The following is a 15,717-nucleotide window of genomic DNA, read 5'->3' on the forward strand; positions in this document are numbered from 1 at the left end:
AGGTCAGTTCGTGGTGTGCACGATGAGGACGTCGCAAGCCGACTTGCGTGCCACATCGGCGGGCACCGAGCCCAACAGACGACCGGCGATGGAATTCAACCCGCGGTTTCCGACGACGAGAAGGTCCGCCTTCACATCGGTCACCAGCTGCAGCAGAGCATCCACGGGCGCGCCCTTGATCGGACGCTGAACGATGTTCCCCGCACCGGCACCGGAGGCCCGTTCCTTGGCGGTCCGCAGGATCTCTTCGGTGGGTGCCGACCCGGTCACCTGGTACGCCTCGTCCTTGAGCACGTCGGCCGCCCCACCGGCGCTGCGATCATTGGGGAAATATGCGCATGCGATCACAAGCTGCGCCGCCTCACCGGCGATGGCGCCTGCACGTTCTACTGCTTTCATCGACGATTCGGAACCGTCCGTTCCAACGACGACGGTCTGGTATGCGCTCATTGCCAACCTCTCAGAAGAGATTCCCACCCCGCTGCCCTCCAGCGGGGCTCATGCCATCCCCATACTGTAGGGCCCCTGATCCGGCAGGGTAGTTTGCCCGCGCCGTGTTTGTCCCCGGTTCGTGGTGATCCGCACAAATAGCCGCCGCGGTGGCTTGCCCCCGACTCTCGGCTACTTGATTCCTGCGGCGTCCATTCCGCGGAGCTCCTTCTTGAGGTCGGCGATCTCGTCACGCAGGCGGCCGGCCAGCTCGAACTGCAGGTCGCGGGCCGCGTTCATCATCTGATCGGTGAGCTGCGACACCAGATCGGCGAGTTCGGCCCGCGGCATCGACGACACGTCCCGCTTCTCCAGCACGCCCGCGCTGCCGGCCTTGGACACCTCGCCCTGCGCGCGCCGGCCCCGGCTGGCGTTGCGCCCGGAACCGCCCACCGCAACGTCGTCGGCCTCGCGATACACCTGGTCGAGGATGTCGGCGATCTTCTTGCGCAACGGCTTCGGGTCGATTCCGTGTTCGGTGTTGTACGCGACCTGCTTCTCGCGCCGCCGTTCGGTCTCGTCGATCGCGTTGCGCATCGAGTCGGTGATCTTGTCGGCATACATGTGCACCTCGCCCGAGACGTTGCGCGCCGCGCGTCCGATCGTCTGGATCAGCGAGGTGGTGCTGCGCAGAAATCCTTCCTTGTCGGCATCGAGGATCGCGACCAGCGATACCTCGGGCAGGTCGAGTCCCTCGCGGAGCAGGTTGATGCCGACCAGCACGTCGTAATCGCCGGATCGCAGCTGCCTCAGCAACTCCACGCGTCGCAGGGTGTCGACCTCGGAATGCAGGTATCGCACCCGGATGCCGAGTTCCAGCAGGTAGTCGGTGAGATCCTCGGCCATTTTCTTTGTCAGCGTCGTGACCAGGACCCGCTCGTCGCGCTCGGTCCGCTCCCGGATCTCGTGCACGAGATCATCGATCTGCCCCTTGGTCGGTTTGACCACGACCTCCGGGTCGACGAGTCCGGTCGGCCGGATCACCTGCTCGACGAACTCACCGTTCGCCTGTCCCAATTCGTAGGGACCGGGGGTTGCCGAGAGGTAGACGGTCTGCCCGATCCGGTCGACGAACTCGTCCCAGGTCAGCGGACGATTGTCCACCGCCGACGGCAATCGGAATCCGTACTCCACCAGGTTGCGTTTGCGGGACATGTCGCCCTCGTACATGCCGCCGATCTGCGGAACGGTGACGTGGGACTCGTCGATGACGAGCAGGAAGTCGTCAGGGAAATAGTCGATGAGGGTCGCCGGGGCACTGCCCGCCGCGCGGCCGTCGATGTGGCGCGAATAGTTCTCGATACCCGAACAGAATCCGACCTGCCGCATCATCTCCAGGTCGTAAGTGGTGCGCATCCGGAGTCGTTGGGCCTCCAGCAGCTTGCCCTTGCCCTCCAGGTCGGCCAGCCGTTGCTCGAGTTCCTCCTCGATACCCTTCATCGCGCGTTCCATCCGCTCCGGACCGGCCACGTAGTGTGTCGCCGGGAAGATTCGGAGCGAATCGACTTGTCGAACAACATCTCCGGTCAGCGGGTGAAGGTAGTACAGCGCCTCCACCTCGTCGCCGAAGAACTCGATGCGCACCGCGAGCTCCTCGTAGGACGGGATGATCTCGACCGTATCGCCCCGAACCCGGAAGCCACCGCGAGTGAACGACTGGTCGTTGCGGGTGTACTGCACGTCTACGAGGAGGCGCAGCAGTGCGTCACGGTCGATCTCCTGCCCGACCTCGACCTCCACGGAGCGGTCCAAGTAGGACTGCGGGGTGCCGAGGCCGTAGATGCACGACACCGACGCCACAACCACCACGTCACGCCGCGACAGCAGACTCGACGTCGCAGAGTGCCGCAGCCGCTCGACGTCGTCGTTGATCGACGAGTCCTTCTCGATGTAGGTGTCGGTCTGGGCGATGTACGCCTCGGGTTGGTAGTAGTCGTAGTACGAGACGAAGTACTCGACCGCATTGTTGGGCAGCATCTCGCGCAGCTCGTTGGCGAGCTGAGCGGCGAGCGTCTTGTTCGGCGCCATCACCAGCGTCGGTCGTTGGACGCGCTCGATGAGCCAGGCGGTGGTCGCGGACTTGCCTGTGCCGGTGGCGCCGAGCAGCACGATGTCCTTCTCACCCGCGGCGATCCGCTTCTCGAGATCATCGATCGCCTCTGGCTGGTCGCCGGCTGGTTCGTACTCGCTGACCACCTCGAAGTCTCCACCGGCGCGCACGACCTCGCCGACCGGGCGGAACTCGGAGTGGGCAAGAACAGGGTGTTCAGCAGCAAAAGCCATAGTGCCAGGGTAAACGCGGCCTATGACAGGAATGTTCCGGCGCAGGTGCGCCGAGGCGCCATTAGGCTGACGACATGGCCGAGTCCCCGCACCCGCCCAAGCGTGAGGTGTTCGACGTGCCCGCGATGACCAACACCGACAACAAGGGATTCGTCCGGCCTGTGCTGGACTATCGGATCACCGGCTTCGGGCTGTACATGTCGCGGACCGCCGACCATCCCCGGTTCGAGCATCTCGAGACCTGGTTACTCCCCACACTTGGCCTGCGCGCCAACATTTTCCACTTCCGGGACGGGTACCGCGACGGCCAGCGCCTGTACCTGGACGTCGGGCAGTTCTCGGGGCCCGACGCGGACGGGCGCTGGCACGCCGTCGACTGGTACCTCGACCTCGTCGACGTTCCGGGAACTCCACTGCAGTTGCTCGACGTCGACGAGCTGTTCGAAGCACACGCCGCCGGCCTGCTCGAACTCGCCGACTGCGACCACGCCGTCGCCATCGCGGCCCGAACCCTGGTGGGCGCCGCCGAGAACGCACATGACGTGCAACTGTGGCTCGACGAGTCCGTCTGCGACCGTCTGACGTGGCTGGACCGGCCATGACTGAAACCGCACTGAGCCGTGTCGGCCAGACCTCGGTCCTGAACGTACCGTCCGAGACCGCGTGGGAACGCGTCGCGAGCATGGACGGGATCAACGCCGAACTGATGCCATACATGAAGATGGTGTTGCCTCGACGGCACCGCGGAAAGACGATCGCCGACATCGAGATCGGTGAACCTGTCGGCAAGGTGTGGCTACTCTACGGCGGCGTCCTCCCGCTCGACTACGACGATCTGAGGATCGTCGAGCTGACCCCGGGCGTCGGGTTCCGCGAAGAGTCGTCGATGGTGACGATGAAGACATGGACCCACACTCGCCGGTTGACGGCCCTCGATGACAGCCGCACCGAGGTCAGCGACGTGCTCGAGTTCCGGCCACGGCTACTTCTGCGTCCGCTGACACCATTTCTCGTCTGGTTCGTCGGCCACCTCTTCCGTCACCGACATCGACGCCTCGCCGCGCATTTCGCGTGAACGCCATAGTTACGTCAAGGAATCAGGACCGCGCACTGCCCTCGGCCGAAGAACGGCGGGAACTGCACCCCGATGCCGGCCTGTGCGGTCAGCGACCTCGTCGAGTTCCCCTGCGTTGCCTTGATGACGTAGACACCGGGCGCCGATGGCATCCACGACGCGGCAACCACAGGCCGGGTCGGCTTCTTGCTCACCAGCGTGACCGTCGGGCCACCGCCGAGCCGTCGGCTCGTGATGGTCACCCGCTCCGCGTTGGGCGAGTAGTCGCTGACCATCGCCGCCACCTTGTAAGTGCATCCCGCCCCGTAGCGGCTGGCGACCGAACCGTAGCCCGCATGCGTTCCGATCGCGACTCCCTCGACCGCGGCCCCGGCCTCCGGGGCAGGCGCCAGGCCCGCCACACTTGCCGCCGACATCGCCAGCCCAACCCCGACAACCGCTGCACCAACACGAAACTTGTTCACCGACATAGCTTTTCCCGACTCTCCCCGACTAATCACCAGGTCATATATGAAACATTTCGGGCTCAGGGTAGCAATCTACGACGGCTCCGGACGCAAGAATCGAGGAACCTATTGGACGGGGGAAGAAGTCACGAGCTTCGGATCAGGTCGGCGCAACCACCGCGACCGTCGCAGGCTTGCCGGGATCGCAGGATCGATGGCGACCAGGCGCCACCGGAGCAAACCCGCCATCGGCGAGCGCATCGCCCAGTTCGGCGGCCGCATCGTCGCTCCGTGCGGTCACCATCAGCTCGATCGACGGTTCGCTCGCGGTGACCTCGACCGCGGTCGCGTTCGCGCCGACGATCGCCCAGAGTCGGTTGGTGAGACGGCCGGGCAACGCACCCGGGTCCGGGTCGGCCGCCACGAGAGCCTCGATCGGCTCCGCAGGCCGACGCGCACGCACATTCGCCTCGAACGGCAGCAGCCGTTCGTCCCACAGCGCCGCAGCAGCTGCGGCCAGGTCCTCGGGCGTACCGGAATTGTCCAGCCAGGCGTCGGCCACCGCGCGCCGCTGCTCATCGGTGGCCTGAGCAGCGATCCGAGCCCGGGCATCGGCCTCATCCACACCGCGCATGGTGGTCAGACGATGCAGACGAAGCTGTTCATCGGCGTGCACGATGACGACGAGATGGAAGAACGGTGCCGTGTGGTTCTCCACGAGCAGCGGAATATCCTGCACCACAATCGCATCCGGCGGCGCCGCGTCGAGCAGCGCCTGAGTCCGTGCGCCGATCAACGGATGGGTGATGCCGTTGAGTTTGGCACGCTGCTCGTCGTCGACGAAGGCTTTGGCGGCCAGCGCCGGCCGATCGAGGCTGCCGTCGGCGGTGAGGATGTCGTCGCCGAAGGCCGTCACGAGCGAGGCGAGCCCCTCCGATCCGGGTGCCACCACCTCACGGGCGATCTTGTCGGCGTCGATGATGTACGCGCCCCGGTCGACGAAGGTCTTGGCCACTGTCGATTTGCCGGCTCCGATGCCGCCGGTCAGCCCCAGCCTGATCACCCCATCAGTTTCGCAAACCGACACAGACGACAACGAGGCCCCCTCCCGAATCGGGAGGGGGCCTCGTCAGTCAGTGACTACGGAGCGATCAGGCGTTGCCCGACAGCTTCTCGCGCAGTGCTGCGAGCTGCTCGTCGCTGGCCAGCGAACCGCCGGTCGACGCGGGAGCGCTGCTCGCGGTGCGGCTCTCGGATGCCGACGAGTAGTCCGACGGTGCGTTGGCAGCCTCCGCTGCGGCCGCGGCGAACTTCTCCATCTGAGCGGTGTGCATCTTGTGGCGACGCTCGGCCTCGGCGTACCGGGCCTCCCATGCCTCACGCTGCTTCTCGAAGCCTTCGAGCCATTCGTTGGTGTCGGCGTCGAAGCCCTCGGGGAAGATGTAGTTGCCCTGCTCGTCGTAGCTGTCGGCCATGCCGTACTTCGACGGGTCGAACTCCTCGGTGTAATCCTCGTTGGCCTGCTTGAGGCTCAGCGAGATCCGACGACGCTCCAGGTCGATGTCGATGACCTTGACCATCGCGTCGTCACCGACGGCGACAACCTGATCCGGCACCTCGACGTGGCGCTCGGCCAGCTCGGAGATGTGCACCAGGCCCTCGATGCCCTCGTCGACGCGGACGAACGCACCGAACGGCACCAGCTTGGTGACCTTGCCCGGCACGATCTGACCGATCGCATGGGTGCGGGCGAACTGACGCCACGGATCTTCCTGAGTTGCCTTGAGCGACAGCGAAACACGCTCGCGGTCCAGATCGACGTCGAGAACCTCGACGGTGACCTCGTCACCAACGGTGACAACCTCGGACGGATGATCGATGTGCTTCCAGGACAGCTCGGAGACGTGCACCAGACCGTCGACGCCGCCGAGATCGACGAACGCGCCGAAGTTGACGATCGAGGACACGACGCCCTTGCGGACCTGGCCCTTCTGCAGCTGGTGCAGGAATTCGCTGCGGACCTCGGACTGGGTCTGCTCCAGCCAGGCACGACGCGACAGCACCACGTTGTTGCGGTTCTTGTCGAGCTCGATGATCTTGGCCTCGATCTCCTTGCCGATGTACGGCTGCAGATCGCGAACGCGACGCATCTCCACCAGCGACGCCGGGAGGAAGCCACGCAGGCCGATGTCGAGGATCAGGCCGCCCTTGACGACCTCGATGACGGTGCCCTTGACGGCCTCGTCCTTCTCCTTGAGCTCCTCGATGGTGCCCCACGCACGCTCGTACTGAGCGCGCTTCTTGGACAGGATCAGGCGGCCTTCCTTGTCCTCCTTGGTGAGGACCAGGGCCTCGACCTCGTCACCGACGTTGACGACCTCATTGGGGTCGACGTCGTGCTTGATCGAGAGTTCACGGGAAGGGATGACGCCTTCGGTCTTGTAACCGATGTCGAGCAGAACCTCGTCCCGATCGACCTTGACGATGGTGCCTTCCACGATGTCGCCATCGTTGAAGTACTTGATCGTGGAGTCGATGGCGGCGAGAAAGTCCTCGGCCGAGCCGATATCGTTGACGGCTACTTGCGGCGAGGTGATCGTGGGGGACGACATATGTTGAGTTGCTCCGGACAGGTGTGTAGTAGGTACAGTTCCGCTTGTCGGGCCCGCTGACACTGAGTCGACTGACACTGGATCGGCGTTGGGCACAACGAGGGCACGCGACCATGCGCGCGTGCTCGTGCAAGACTACGCGAGACGGGTTGTCCTGGGCAAATACGACCTCAAGGGCAGGTTCCGGTCGAGCGTTCGGGGCGGGTGTCTGGCTCACGGTGGGACGTCGTGGCCGTGCACGCCAGTAGAAGGATCGGGGATATCGCGATGAACAATCCATACAACGGCGACCCATACGGCCGTGATCCACACGGCGGTGCTCAAAACGGCAGTGCTCAAAACGGCAGGGGCGGCGAGAGAGCCCCAGACCCGTACGGCACGCCGACCGGCCACAATCCGACGCCCCCATACGATCCCAACCAGTACGGGGCGACCCAGTACAACCCCGTCCAGAACGGCCCGGGCCAGTTCGGCGGGCCACCACCGAGCGGGACTCCCCCATACCCATCGTCACCGTACGGACCACCACCGTCGGGACCACCGCCCGTCGGCCCTCCGTTCGGCGGGCCGCCCTTCGGGGGTCCCCCGTTCGGCCCGCCACCTAACGGCGGTGGCGGGAACTCGGGCACCACCGTGCTCGCGATCGTCGGCGTCCTCGTCTTGATCGTCGGCGTCGTGGTCGCCGTCGCGGTGATCGCCATCGCAAAATCGGGCGACGACAAGGATTCCGAGAACAGTGCCCACGCGAGCACCTCGACCGAGAGCACATCCACCGAATCCACCGTGAGCCCGTCGTACACGCCGTATACGACGACCACCACGACTACACCCGAGACCATCTACTACGGGGCGATCGCGTTCTCCGGGTCGGGCGCGTACAAGGTCGCCACCAACTATCCGACCAGCACCGCCGCGAAGACGGCGGCCGTCAACGCCTGCAACCAGGCCATCTGGAGCAAGGGCTGGCCGTCGGACAGCTATTGCGGATGGGTACCGATGCAGACCGGGTGGTGCGCCTCGGTGGCCACGGCTCCGGCCGCCAGCGGCTGGGGGCCCACGGGTTGGGCGAACGGTCGAGTGCGCTCTTCGGTGATCACCGCGGCACGGGACAAGTGCACGTCGATCGGCCAGGGCACGTGCAGCGAGCTCATCACCACCTGTATGTGACCATTCCCAACCTGGTATCGGGCTCACAGACCGGCTGGTTGACTTGACGCGATGATGCATTCCATCGAGCTCCTGCTCGACGAGCGCAGCGATGCGACCGTGCGAACCCACTGGTCACAGCTCACCGACGCCGGCCTCCCGAGCGCGGGCCGGCATCTCACTCCGACCAATCGCCCGCACGTCACCGTGTTGGTGAGTTCGCGAATTCGGGCCGAGGCAGATGCAGCGTGCGCCCACCTGTCCATGCGATTCCCGATCCCGATGACCATCGGTGCGCCGATTCTGTTCGGCCGGCCCGAACGGGTGATCCTCGCACGGCTCGTGGTTCCGACCGCCGAATTGCTCGATCTGCACGCAGAGGTTGTCGACTTGTCCGCCGACCACATCGCCGATGCCCCGCCGCCGCTCCACACCGCACCGGGAAGCTGGACTCCACACGTCACGATCGCTCGGCGTCTCGACCCCGAGCAACTCACCCGCGCACTCGACGTGGCCGACCTCCAAACTCCGATCGATGGCCGGTTCGTGGCTCTCCGACGATGGGACAGCGACGCGCGCACCGAAACTCGGATTGCTGGGGTTCGCTGACTCCAAGTCCGGTGATCATGACGCTGACCTGCACCAACGCGTCACGTCCCTCTGCTCCCCGTTACGAAGGTTTGGCGGCCAGCGCTCTGACCTGGGAAAACACGATGGTTTGGCGCCCGCAAAATGAGGGTTAGCGACGCTGTGAACCGGCCGCGGTTCCTGCCGTGGAAGCGATCCTTACACTCCGGGTACTTGTGGAGAACTTGGGTTTTGCACCACACAGATTCAACGATTCGGCACAGGGTGTGGCCTGAGGCCACCCACGGCACATAGACAACCAGGTCGGGCACGGCCTGGGCTTCCTCCTGGCCACATTCCACCTCGAGCTGCGAGGACTCGAGTTGAGTTGGAGAGCGCGAGTGCTGCAGCACTCGCGTTCTCCAACTCGGCACTCAGGCGGTGAGAGTGATCTGAGAGGTCGCCGGGCAAGACTTCCGGCATGACACTCACACAGATTCACACCGACCATGCACCGTCCGCCGACGAGTTCGCCGAGCGGCTGTTCACCTCGACTCTGGCCACGGCCGAGACGATGAGCATCTACCTCGGCGAACGTCTCGGCTGGTATGCCGACCTCGCCGATCACGGACCCTCGACTGCCGACGACGTCGCCGCACGCACCGGAACCCATCGCCGATACGTCCGCGAATGGCTGGAGATGCAAGCCGCCTTCGGGATACTGGACGCCGACACCACCTCGACAACCCCGAAGTTCGCCATCGCACCAGGGGTCGCCGAGGTGCTGCTCGACGAACACAGTCTTGCCTACCTCGGCGCCCTCCCACGGATGTTCGCGGCCGCCTTCACGCACCTTCCCGAACTGATGTCGGCCTACCGACGCGGCGGCGGCGTCAGCTGGGAAGCCCTGGGCGCCGATGCCCGCGAATGTCAAGCGGCCCTGAACCGGCCGTGGTTTGCTCAACGCCTCGGACCCGCGATCGCCGGCGTCGACCACATCCACCGGACCCTGTCGAGGCCGGGAGCGCGCATTCTCGACGTGGGATTCGGCGGCGGATGGTCGACCATCGCTCTGGCACAGGCCTACCCCGAGGCACTCTTCACCGGACTCGACGTCGATGCGGAGTCGGTGGCGATGGCTCGGCGCAACGCAGCAGACCATGGGGTGGCCGATCGTGTCGACTTCCGTCTCGCCGACGGCAACACCGCCGGCGAAGCAGGCACTTTCGACATTGCCTTCGCCTTCGAGTGCATTCACGACATGCCACGCCCGGTAGAGGTTCTCCGATCGGTGCGTGCCGCGCTCGTGCCGGGCGGTTCGATGGTGGTCATGGACGAGGCGGTGTCCGGGGAGTTCGCCGGGTCCGCCGACGAGGTCGACCGGCTCATGTACGGATTCTCGATCTTCGTCTGTCTGCCCGACGGAATGTGTTCGGAACCGTCGTCCGCCACCGGTACGGTGATGCGACCGAGCGTCTTGGACGGCTACGCGAAGGACGCCGGATTCGCCGGCGCCGCGACGCTACCCATCGACGACTTCAGCTTCTTCCGTTTCTACGAGCTCACCACCCGGACCTGACCGCGACAGTATGTCCAGGGCGGCGGCACTCGACGCGACCACCGCAGCCGGGTGCAGGGCGGCACCCAGTTCCATCAGGACCGCCACAGTGTCGTCGCCGAGAGTCTCGGTCAGTTCATGCTCAATCCCGGCCAGGCGCTCCTCGTCCTCGCCGTACACCCCGGCACCGCTGAGTTCACCGGAGTGCCGGATGGCTCCGAGCAACCGCGCCGCAGCCGCCTTATCGCCCTGGTGTGCAAGCAGTTCGACGACGGTTCGCATTGCCACCCACTGGTGAGTCCAGTTGCCCGATCTGCGCCAGTGCTCGACCACGTCGCGGAACATGCCGGCCGCGATCGACGGGTCACCGGCCCGCAACTCCACCGACGCCCGCGACACCATGGCCACCCCTTGCAGATAGCGGTCGCAGGTTCGGGCCGAACCCTCGATCGCGTTGTCGAACAACCCAATCGACCGATGCGGGTCGCACTCGCGCAACACCTCGCCGGCGATGTAGTTGCACCACGACGCAACGACGTCGTCGCCCGCGTCCGCCGCAGCGCCGGCGACCGCAATCACGTGCGCCGAACCCGCCTCTGGTTCGTCGGCGTCATCGCGATACGAGTCGACCAGAACCGAACAGGCACGAGCCATGTACGTTACCGACGGCATACCCGCATCGGCGGCGGCGACGCGATAGCGGTGAGTGTGCTCCTGCGCGAGATCGAGATCCCCTTGGAACATGGCCACATCGAGCAGGATCATGTGCAGATACACGAGGACCGGTCCGTGCGGATCGCAGTCGAGCCCGTCCCGCGCCCGTTGCCCCGCAGCGAACAGGTCGCCGTCGAAACGGGCACCGCTTGCCGCAACCGCGAGGACGACCGCTCGTTCACGACGATGCTCATCTCCGCTCTTGCGCAGCAAGTCTCGCGCCCATCCGGTCACCTCGGTACTCATCGACAGTTCGAGATAGGGCAGCAACCCGAGGAGGATGCGGATCGCGAGCCGTCGGTCGTGGGTGACCGCCCAATCCATGGCACGGCGAACGTCGTCCAGCATGGCCGCGGCCATCTGTGCCGCCGCGGCGTGACCCGGTCCCCACAGATCGCGTTCTCGCCCGGCAAGCCGATCGGCGACGTAGCCCGCATGCGCACGGCGGAGGGTCTCGTCACGACCCTGGGTGCACTGTTGCACGCCGAAGCTGCGCAGCGTCTCGAGCAGGCGATATCTGCCGCCGCGCAGGGCCACCATCGACGCCTCCACGAGTTCGGACATCCGCAGTTCGACGTCGTCGCGGGTAGCGGGTCCCTCGACCTCGGCAACGACAATCTCCACCGCAGCAAGATCGAAGTCGCCGGCGAACACCCACAGCATGTCGAAGAGTTCCCGTTCGCGTTCGCCCAGCAACGAATACGACCAGTCGACGAGGGCGTGCAGGCTTCGATGCCGCGGGTGCGTTGCACGAACCCCGCCGCGGAGCACCCGGAATCGCCACTCGAGGCGCCCCGCCAGTACTTCCGGCCCGAGAGCCCGCATCTTGGTGGCAGCCAGTTCGAGACTCAGTGGGATACCGTCGAGCCGTCGGCAGATCTCCGCAACAGCAGCCTCGTTCGCCTCGGTCAGGCGGAAGTCCGGGTCGCGGGACGACGCACGCGCACAAAGGAGTTGGACCGACGGCGACGACCCGACATCATCGAGTTGGCTGGGCGCAGCGAGCGGCTCGAGATGCCAGATTCGTTCTCCGTCCACCCCCAGCGGCATGCGCGAGGTCGCGAGCACCGTGATACCCGGACACCGCGACCGCAACGTCGACGCGACCACCGCCGCCGCATCGATGACGTGTTCGCAGTTATCCAGCACCACAACGCCTTCCGCGGTTGAGAGTGCGTCGGCCAGCCCATCGACCGGATTCAGGTCCCCGCGCAGCCGCACGCCCGTGGCCGCTGCCACCAATGGCGCCACGGCAGGGCCGTCGGTCACCGACGCCAGTTCTGACCACCACCATGACGTCGGACCGAAGTGCGTCGCGAGTTCCCGGGCCAACGCCGTCTTGCCCACCCCACCCACCCCGACGACGGTGACGACCCGATCGGCCGCCAACGCGTCCGTCACCGCGGCGAGATCGTGCCGGCGGCCGAAGAGTTCGGCGTGCTCACGTCGGGGGGCGGCCGCGGTGGCTTCGGGACCGGCCAGGATCGTTGCGTGCAACCGCCCAAGCGCGGCATCGGGTTCGGTGCCAAGGTCTTCTGCCAGCCTGTCCCGCAGGCTGCGGTAGACGGCGAGCGCGTCGGTCGGCCGATGCGCGCTCGAGAGCGCCTGCATCAGACGCAGGTGCAGACTCTCACGGTAGGGATGCTCCACCGTCGTCGACGAAAGTCGCTGTACTGCATCGGGTGCGCGACCCAGCGACAAGAGCGCGTCCGCACCGATCTCCACGCCACGAAGACGCAGTTCGACCAGATCACCGACCGCCTCGCGCACCCAGTGGGCGTCGGTGAACTCACCGAATGGGTCTCCGCGCCACAGAGCTTCGGCGTCGTCGACCAGGTCGAGGGCCGCCTGCGGATCCGGTCCGAGGAGCGTGGCCGCCGACCGGATCGCGTCCGCGTAGACCGCGACGTCGAGGTCGGTCGGCTTGGCGGTCAATCCGTATCCCGGAGCCATCGTGCGGACCGTCACCGATTCCAGCCCCGCGCGCCGCAATTCGGAGCGCAGACGAAATGCCAGGTTGTGCAGCGAGGCTTCGGGTCGGGTCGGTTGCTCGTCGCCCCAGAGGATGTCGGCCAGCTGGTCGACGCTCACGATCTCACCGGCGTGGACCGCGAGCGCAGCGAGCAGGCAGCGCAGACGTGGACTGCCGAATTGCGCGGTGGTTCGCACCGACGTAACTGTCGGTGCAACGTCGATCGGACCCAGCAGAAGCACGCTGACCACGCGAAATTCTATCATCGGAGGCGTGCACGACGACATGCCGCAGGTTCCGCGTCCGCCCCAGCTACTTCCCGATGCCACCTCGGAGGTCACCGAACGAGCAAACCGGTCGTGGTGGGACTCCGACGCCGAGAACTACCACCGCGAACACGGAGAATTCCTCGGCGTCGGTCGCGACGGCGGCGATTTCGTCTGGTGTCCCGAGCGGGTTCGGGAAGCCGACGTCCACCTTCTCGGTGAGGTAGCCGGTCGCGACATCCTGGAGGTCGGCTGCGGCTCGGCTCCGTGTGCCCGCTGGCTCGCCGCACAGGGCGCCCGCGTGGTGGGCATGGATCTGTCGCGGCGCATGCTCGGCATCGGTGTCGCCGCCATGGCCCGCGACGAGCAGCGGGTGCCACTTGTGCAAGCGACCGCCGAGGCACTCCCGTTCGCCGACGATTCCTTCGACGCCGCATGCTCGGCCTTCGGCGCTGTGCCGTTCGTGGCCGATTCGGCCGGCGTCATGGCCGAGGTGGCCCGAGTGCTCCGCCCCGGCGGGCGATGGGTGTTCGCCGTGAATCATCCGATGCGCTGGATGTTTCCCGACGACCCGGGTCCCGACGGACTGACCGTGACCATCCCGTACTTCAACCGCACTCCCTACACCGAGATCGACGACGCCGGGCAGGTGACCTACGCCGAACACCACCGCACCATCGGCGATCGGGTCCGCGAGATCCGCTCCGCCGGACTGATTCTGGACGACATCATCGAACCGGAATGGCCCGACGACTTCGATCGCGTGTGGGGCCAGTGGAGTCCGTTGCGCGGCAGCTACTTTCCGGGGACGGCGATCTTCTCCTGCACGAAGCCGGTCCGCTGAGGACCATCAGAGCAGCTTCGACAGGAAGATCTTCGTCCGTTCCTGCTGCGGGTTGGCCAGAACCTCGCGCGGATCGCCTCTTTCGACGACCACCCCGCCGTCCATGAAGACCAGTTGATCGGCCACTTCACGGGCGAAGCCCATCTCGTGGGTGACCACCACCATCGTCATCCCCGACGCTGCGAGCTCACGCATCACGCCGAGGACCTCGCCGACCAGTTCGGGATCGAGCGCCGATGTCGGTTCGTCGAACAACATCAGTTTCGGATCCATGGCGAGGGCCCGCGCGATGGCCACGCGTTGCTGTTGGCCGCCGGACAGTTGCGCCGGATAGGTGTCGGCCTTGTCCGCGAGCCCCACCCGATCGAGGAGTTCCCGGGCCCGGGCGAGCGCCTCGGTCTTCGACTGCTTCTTCACCTGCGTGGGCGCCTCGATCACGTTCTCCAGCGCAGTGCGGTGCGGGAACAGATTGAAGTGCTGGAACACCATCCCGATATCCCGGCGCTGCTTGGCCGCATCCTTCGGGCTCATCTCGTAGAGCTTGTCGCCGCGCTCCCGGTAGCCGATGAGGTCACCGTCCACGTATAGCCGACCGGCGTTGACCACCTCGAGGTGATTGACGCAGCGCAAGAAGGTGGACTTGCCCGACCCGGAGGGACCGATCAGGCAGAGCACCTCACCCCGGCCGACCTCCAGCGTGATGCCCTTGAGGACCTGCAAGGTCCCGAAGCTCTTGCACACGCGGTCGGCCAGCACCATGGGCTGCGGCTTCGTGTCACCGGCGCTCATCGCTCTCCTCATCCACGACGACCTCGTTGCGCACTGCGGCCATCGCCTTCAACTGCCGGGCGGTGAGCTGCCGCGAGGCACCTCGGGCGTAGTAACGCTCGAGGTAGAACTGGCCGACCATCAACACGCTGGTGATCGCGAGGTACCAGGTCGACGCGACGAGCAACAGCGGGATCGGCTGGAAATTGACACCCGAGATGTCATGGGCCACACCGTAGAGCTCGAGACTGAACGGCACCGCCGTCACGAGGCTCGTGGTCTTCAGCATGCTGATGACCTCGTTGCCGGTCGGCGGGATGATGACGCGCATCGCCTGCGGCAGCACTGTGCGACGCATCGTCTGCGTCCACGACATCCCCAGTGCCACCGATGCCTCGGTCTGACCCTCACCGACCGAGGAGATGCCGGCGCGGACGATTTCGGCCATGTACGCCGATTCGTTGAGCGCCAGGCCGATCATCGCGAAGGTGAATGCCGCATTGAGCGACTGGATGTCGAAGTGAACGAATTGATAGGTGAACGGGATTCCGAGATCGATCTGCTTGTACAGCGACGGGAACAGTCCCCAGAAGACCAACTGCACGTACACGGGTGTGCCACGGAAGATCCAGAGGTACACCCACGACACCGACCGCAACACGACATTGGGTGACAGTCGCATGATCGCCAACAGCACACCGAGAACGATGGCGATCACCATCGACAGCACCGTCAGCGCGATGGTGTACCCGACACCCTCGAGGATGCGGGTGTCGAAGAGATACTTCGCGTAGGTACTCCACCCGTAAGCGTCGTTGGTGGCTGCGCCCCAGATGAACAGGAAGACCAGGATCGCGACGATCGCTGCCGCTACCCATTGACCAGGATGTCGCAGTGGTACGGCCTTGATCGGTGTGGGTTCTGACTCCGCGTCAGAACCCACACCGGTCGGGCCGGTGGTCGGTGAACTCACCCGA

At 65.7% G+C, this 15,717-nt stretch carries 14 protein-coding genes; 6 read left to right on the top strand and 8 right to left on the bottom strand.

The annotated features are described in order from the left end of the window. Positions 1-3: 3 nt before the first annotated feature. Both MKW15_RS02025 and uvrB read right to left on the bottom strand, forming a co-directional pair. A complete protein-coding gene (locus MKW15_RS02025; RefSeq protein ID WP_240855651.1) occupies positions 4-450 on the bottom strand; it encodes a universal stress protein in 447 nt (148 codons plus the stop codon). A 171-nt stretch (positions 451-621) separates the two neighbouring features. Continuing rightward, the gene (gene uvrB, locus MKW15_RS02030) at positions 622-2,772 is read right to left on the bottom strand and encodes an excinuclease ABC subunit UvrB (RefSeq protein WP_240855653.1); all 2,151 of its coding nucleotides are present in this window, start codon (positions 2,770-2,772) and stop codon (positions 622-624) included. 74 nt (positions 2,773-2,846) lie between these two features. On the opposite strand from uvrB, the gene MKW15_RS02035 reads away from it, so the two are divergent. Both MKW15_RS02035 and MKW15_RS02040 read left to right on the top strand, forming a co-directional pair. Next, the gene (locus MKW15_RS02035) at positions 2,847-3,374 is read left to right on the top strand and encodes a ribonuclease FAU-1 family protein (RefSeq protein WP_240855655.1); all 528 of its coding nucleotides are present in this window, start codon (positions 2,847-2,849) and stop codon (positions 3,372-3,374) included. After that, a complete protein-coding gene (locus tag MKW15_RS02040; protein WP_240855656.1) occupies positions 3,371-3,847 on the top strand; it encodes a hypothetical protein in 477 nt (158 codons plus the stop codon). The genes MKW15_RS02035 and MKW15_RS02040 overlap by 4 nt, the downstream gene beginning before the upstream one ends. Before the next feature lie 14 nt (positions 3,848-3,861). On the opposite strand, the gene MKW15_RS02045 is transcribed toward MKW15_RS02040, so the two are convergent. From MKW15_RS02045 to rpsA, 3 genes are all read right to left on the bottom strand, one after another. Then, positions 3,862-4,311: a hypothetical protein gene (locus tag MKW15_RS02045; protein WP_240855658.1), complete on the bottom strand. Its 450-nt coding sequence runs from the start codon at positions 4,309-4,311 to the stop codon at positions 3,862-3,864. A 142-nt stretch (positions 4,312-4,453) separates the two neighbouring features. After that, entirely contained in the window at positions 4,454-5,356 is a 903-nt protein-coding gene (gene coaE, locus MKW15_RS02050) for a dephospho-CoA kinase (protein WP_240855663.1), read from the bottom strand. Between the two features lie 88 nt (positions 5,357-5,444). Beyond that, positions 5,445-6,905: a 30S ribosomal protein S1 gene (rpsA, locus tag MKW15_RS02055; RefSeq protein WP_240855666.1), complete on the bottom strand. Its 1,461-nt coding sequence runs from the start codon at positions 6,903-6,905 to the stop codon at positions 5,445-5,447. A 267-nt stretch (positions 6,906-7,172) separates the two neighbouring features. Here rpsA and MKW15_RS02060 point away from each other — a divergent pair, with 267 nt between their 5' ends. The 3 genes from MKW15_RS02060 to MKW15_RS02070 all read left to right on the top strand — a co-directional run bounded on the left by MKW15_RS02060 (position 7,173) and on the right by MKW15_RS02070 (position 10,197). Continuing rightward, positions 7,173-8,072 (top strand): DUF4189 domain-containing protein, encoded by a 900-nt coding sequence (locus MKW15_RS02060; protein ID WP_240855667.1) that lies wholly within the window; start codon positions 7,173-7,175, stop codon positions 8,070-8,072. A 51-nt stretch (positions 8,073-8,123) separates the two neighbouring features. Continuing rightward, complete coding sequence (locus MKW15_RS02065) at positions 8,124-8,660, top strand: 2'-5' RNA ligase family protein (RefSeq protein ID WP_240855669.1); 537 nt, start codon at positions 8,124-8,126, stop codon at positions 8,658-8,660. Positions 8,661-9,099: 439 nt separating this feature from the next. Then, positions 9,100-10,197 (top strand): SAM-dependent methyltransferase, encoded by a 1,098-nt coding sequence (locus MKW15_RS02070; protein ID WP_240855670.1) that lies wholly within the window; start codon positions 9,100-9,102, stop codon positions 10,195-10,197. Here the strand turns inward: MKW15_RS02070 and MKW15_RS02075 are convergent. Further along, positions 10,141-13,059 carry a BTAD domain-containing putative transcriptional regulator gene (locus tag MKW15_RS02075; RefSeq protein ID WP_240855672.1) on the bottom strand — a complete coding sequence of 973 codons (2,919 nt, stop codon included), beginning with the start codon at positions 13,057-13,059 and terminating at the stop codon, positions 10,141-10,143. The two genes, MKW15_RS02070 and MKW15_RS02075, sit on opposite strands and share 57 nt — an antisense overlap. Positions 13,060-13,147: 88 nt before the next feature. Between MKW15_RS02075 and MKW15_RS02080 the strand changes: the two genes are divergently transcribed. After that, on the top strand, positions 13,148-13,972 hold the full coding sequence (locus MKW15_RS02080; RefSeq protein WP_240856026.1) for a class I SAM-dependent methyltransferase: 825 nt from the start codon (positions 13,148-13,150) through the stop codon (positions 13,970-13,972). A 6-nt stretch (positions 13,973-13,978) separates the two neighbouring features. Here MKW15_RS02080 and MKW15_RS02085 read toward each other — a convergent pair whose 3' ends face one another. After that, positions 13,979-14,761, bottom strand: a complete 783-nt coding sequence (locus MKW15_RS02085; RefSeq protein WP_276614517.1) for an amino acid ABC transporter ATP-binding protein — start codon at positions 14,759-14,761, stop codon at positions 13,979-13,981. Then, positions 14,748-15,713, bottom strand: coding sequence for an amino acid ABC transporter permease (locus MKW15_RS02090; RefSeq protein ID WP_240855674.1), 966 nt, complete (start codon positions 15,711-15,713; stop codon positions 14,748-14,750). The genes MKW15_RS02085 and MKW15_RS02090 overlap by 14 nt, the downstream gene beginning before the upstream one ends. Between the last annotated feature and the right edge of the window lie 4 nt (positions 15,714-15,717).

The sequence above is a fragment of the Gordonia gummivorans genome (assembly GCF_022513585.1).
Classification (GTDB): Bacteria; Actinomycetota; Actinomycetes; order Mycobacteriales; family Mycobacteriaceae; genus Gordonia.

Bases quoted from the DNA above. Each gene is read 5' to 3' on its own strand.
- MKW15_RS02025 (WP_240855651.1), bottom strand. From the start codon at position 450: ATGAGCGCATACCAGACCGTCGTCGTTGGAACGGACGGTTCCGAATCG.
- uvrB (WP_240855653.1), bottom strand. From the start codon at position 2,772: ATGGCTTTTGCTGCTGAACACCCTGTTCTTGCCCACTCCGAGTTCCGC.
- MKW15_RS02035 (WP_240855655.1), top strand. From the start codon at position 2,847: ATGGCCGAGTCCCCGCACCCGCCCAAGCGTGAGGTGTTCGACGTGCCC.
- MKW15_RS02040 (WP_240855656.1), top strand. From the start codon at position 3,371: ATGACTGAAACCGCACTGAGCCGTGTCGGCCAGACCTCGGTCCTGAAC.
- rpsA (WP_240855666.1), bottom strand. From the start codon at position 6,905: ATGTCGTCCCCCACGATCACCTCGCCGCAAGTAGCCGTCAACGATATC.
- MKW15_RS02060 (WP_240855667.1), top strand. From the start codon at position 7,173: ATGAACAATCCATACAACGGCGACCCATACGGCCGTGATCCACACGGC.
- MKW15_RS02065 (WP_240855669.1), top strand. From the start codon at position 8,124: ATGATGCATTCCATCGAGCTCCTGCTCGACGAGCGCAGCGATGCGACC.
- MKW15_RS02070 (WP_240855670.1), top strand. From the start codon at position 9,100: ATGACACTCACACAGATTCACACCGACCATGCACCGTCCGCCGACGAG.
- MKW15_RS02080 (WP_240856026.1), top strand. From the start codon at position 13,148: ATGCCGCAGGTTCCGCGTCCGCCCCAGCTACTTCCCGATGCCACCTCG.
- MKW15_RS02085 (WP_276614517.1), bottom strand. From the start codon at position 14,761: ATGAGCGCCGGTGACACGAAGCCGCAGCCCATGGTGCTGGCCGACCGC.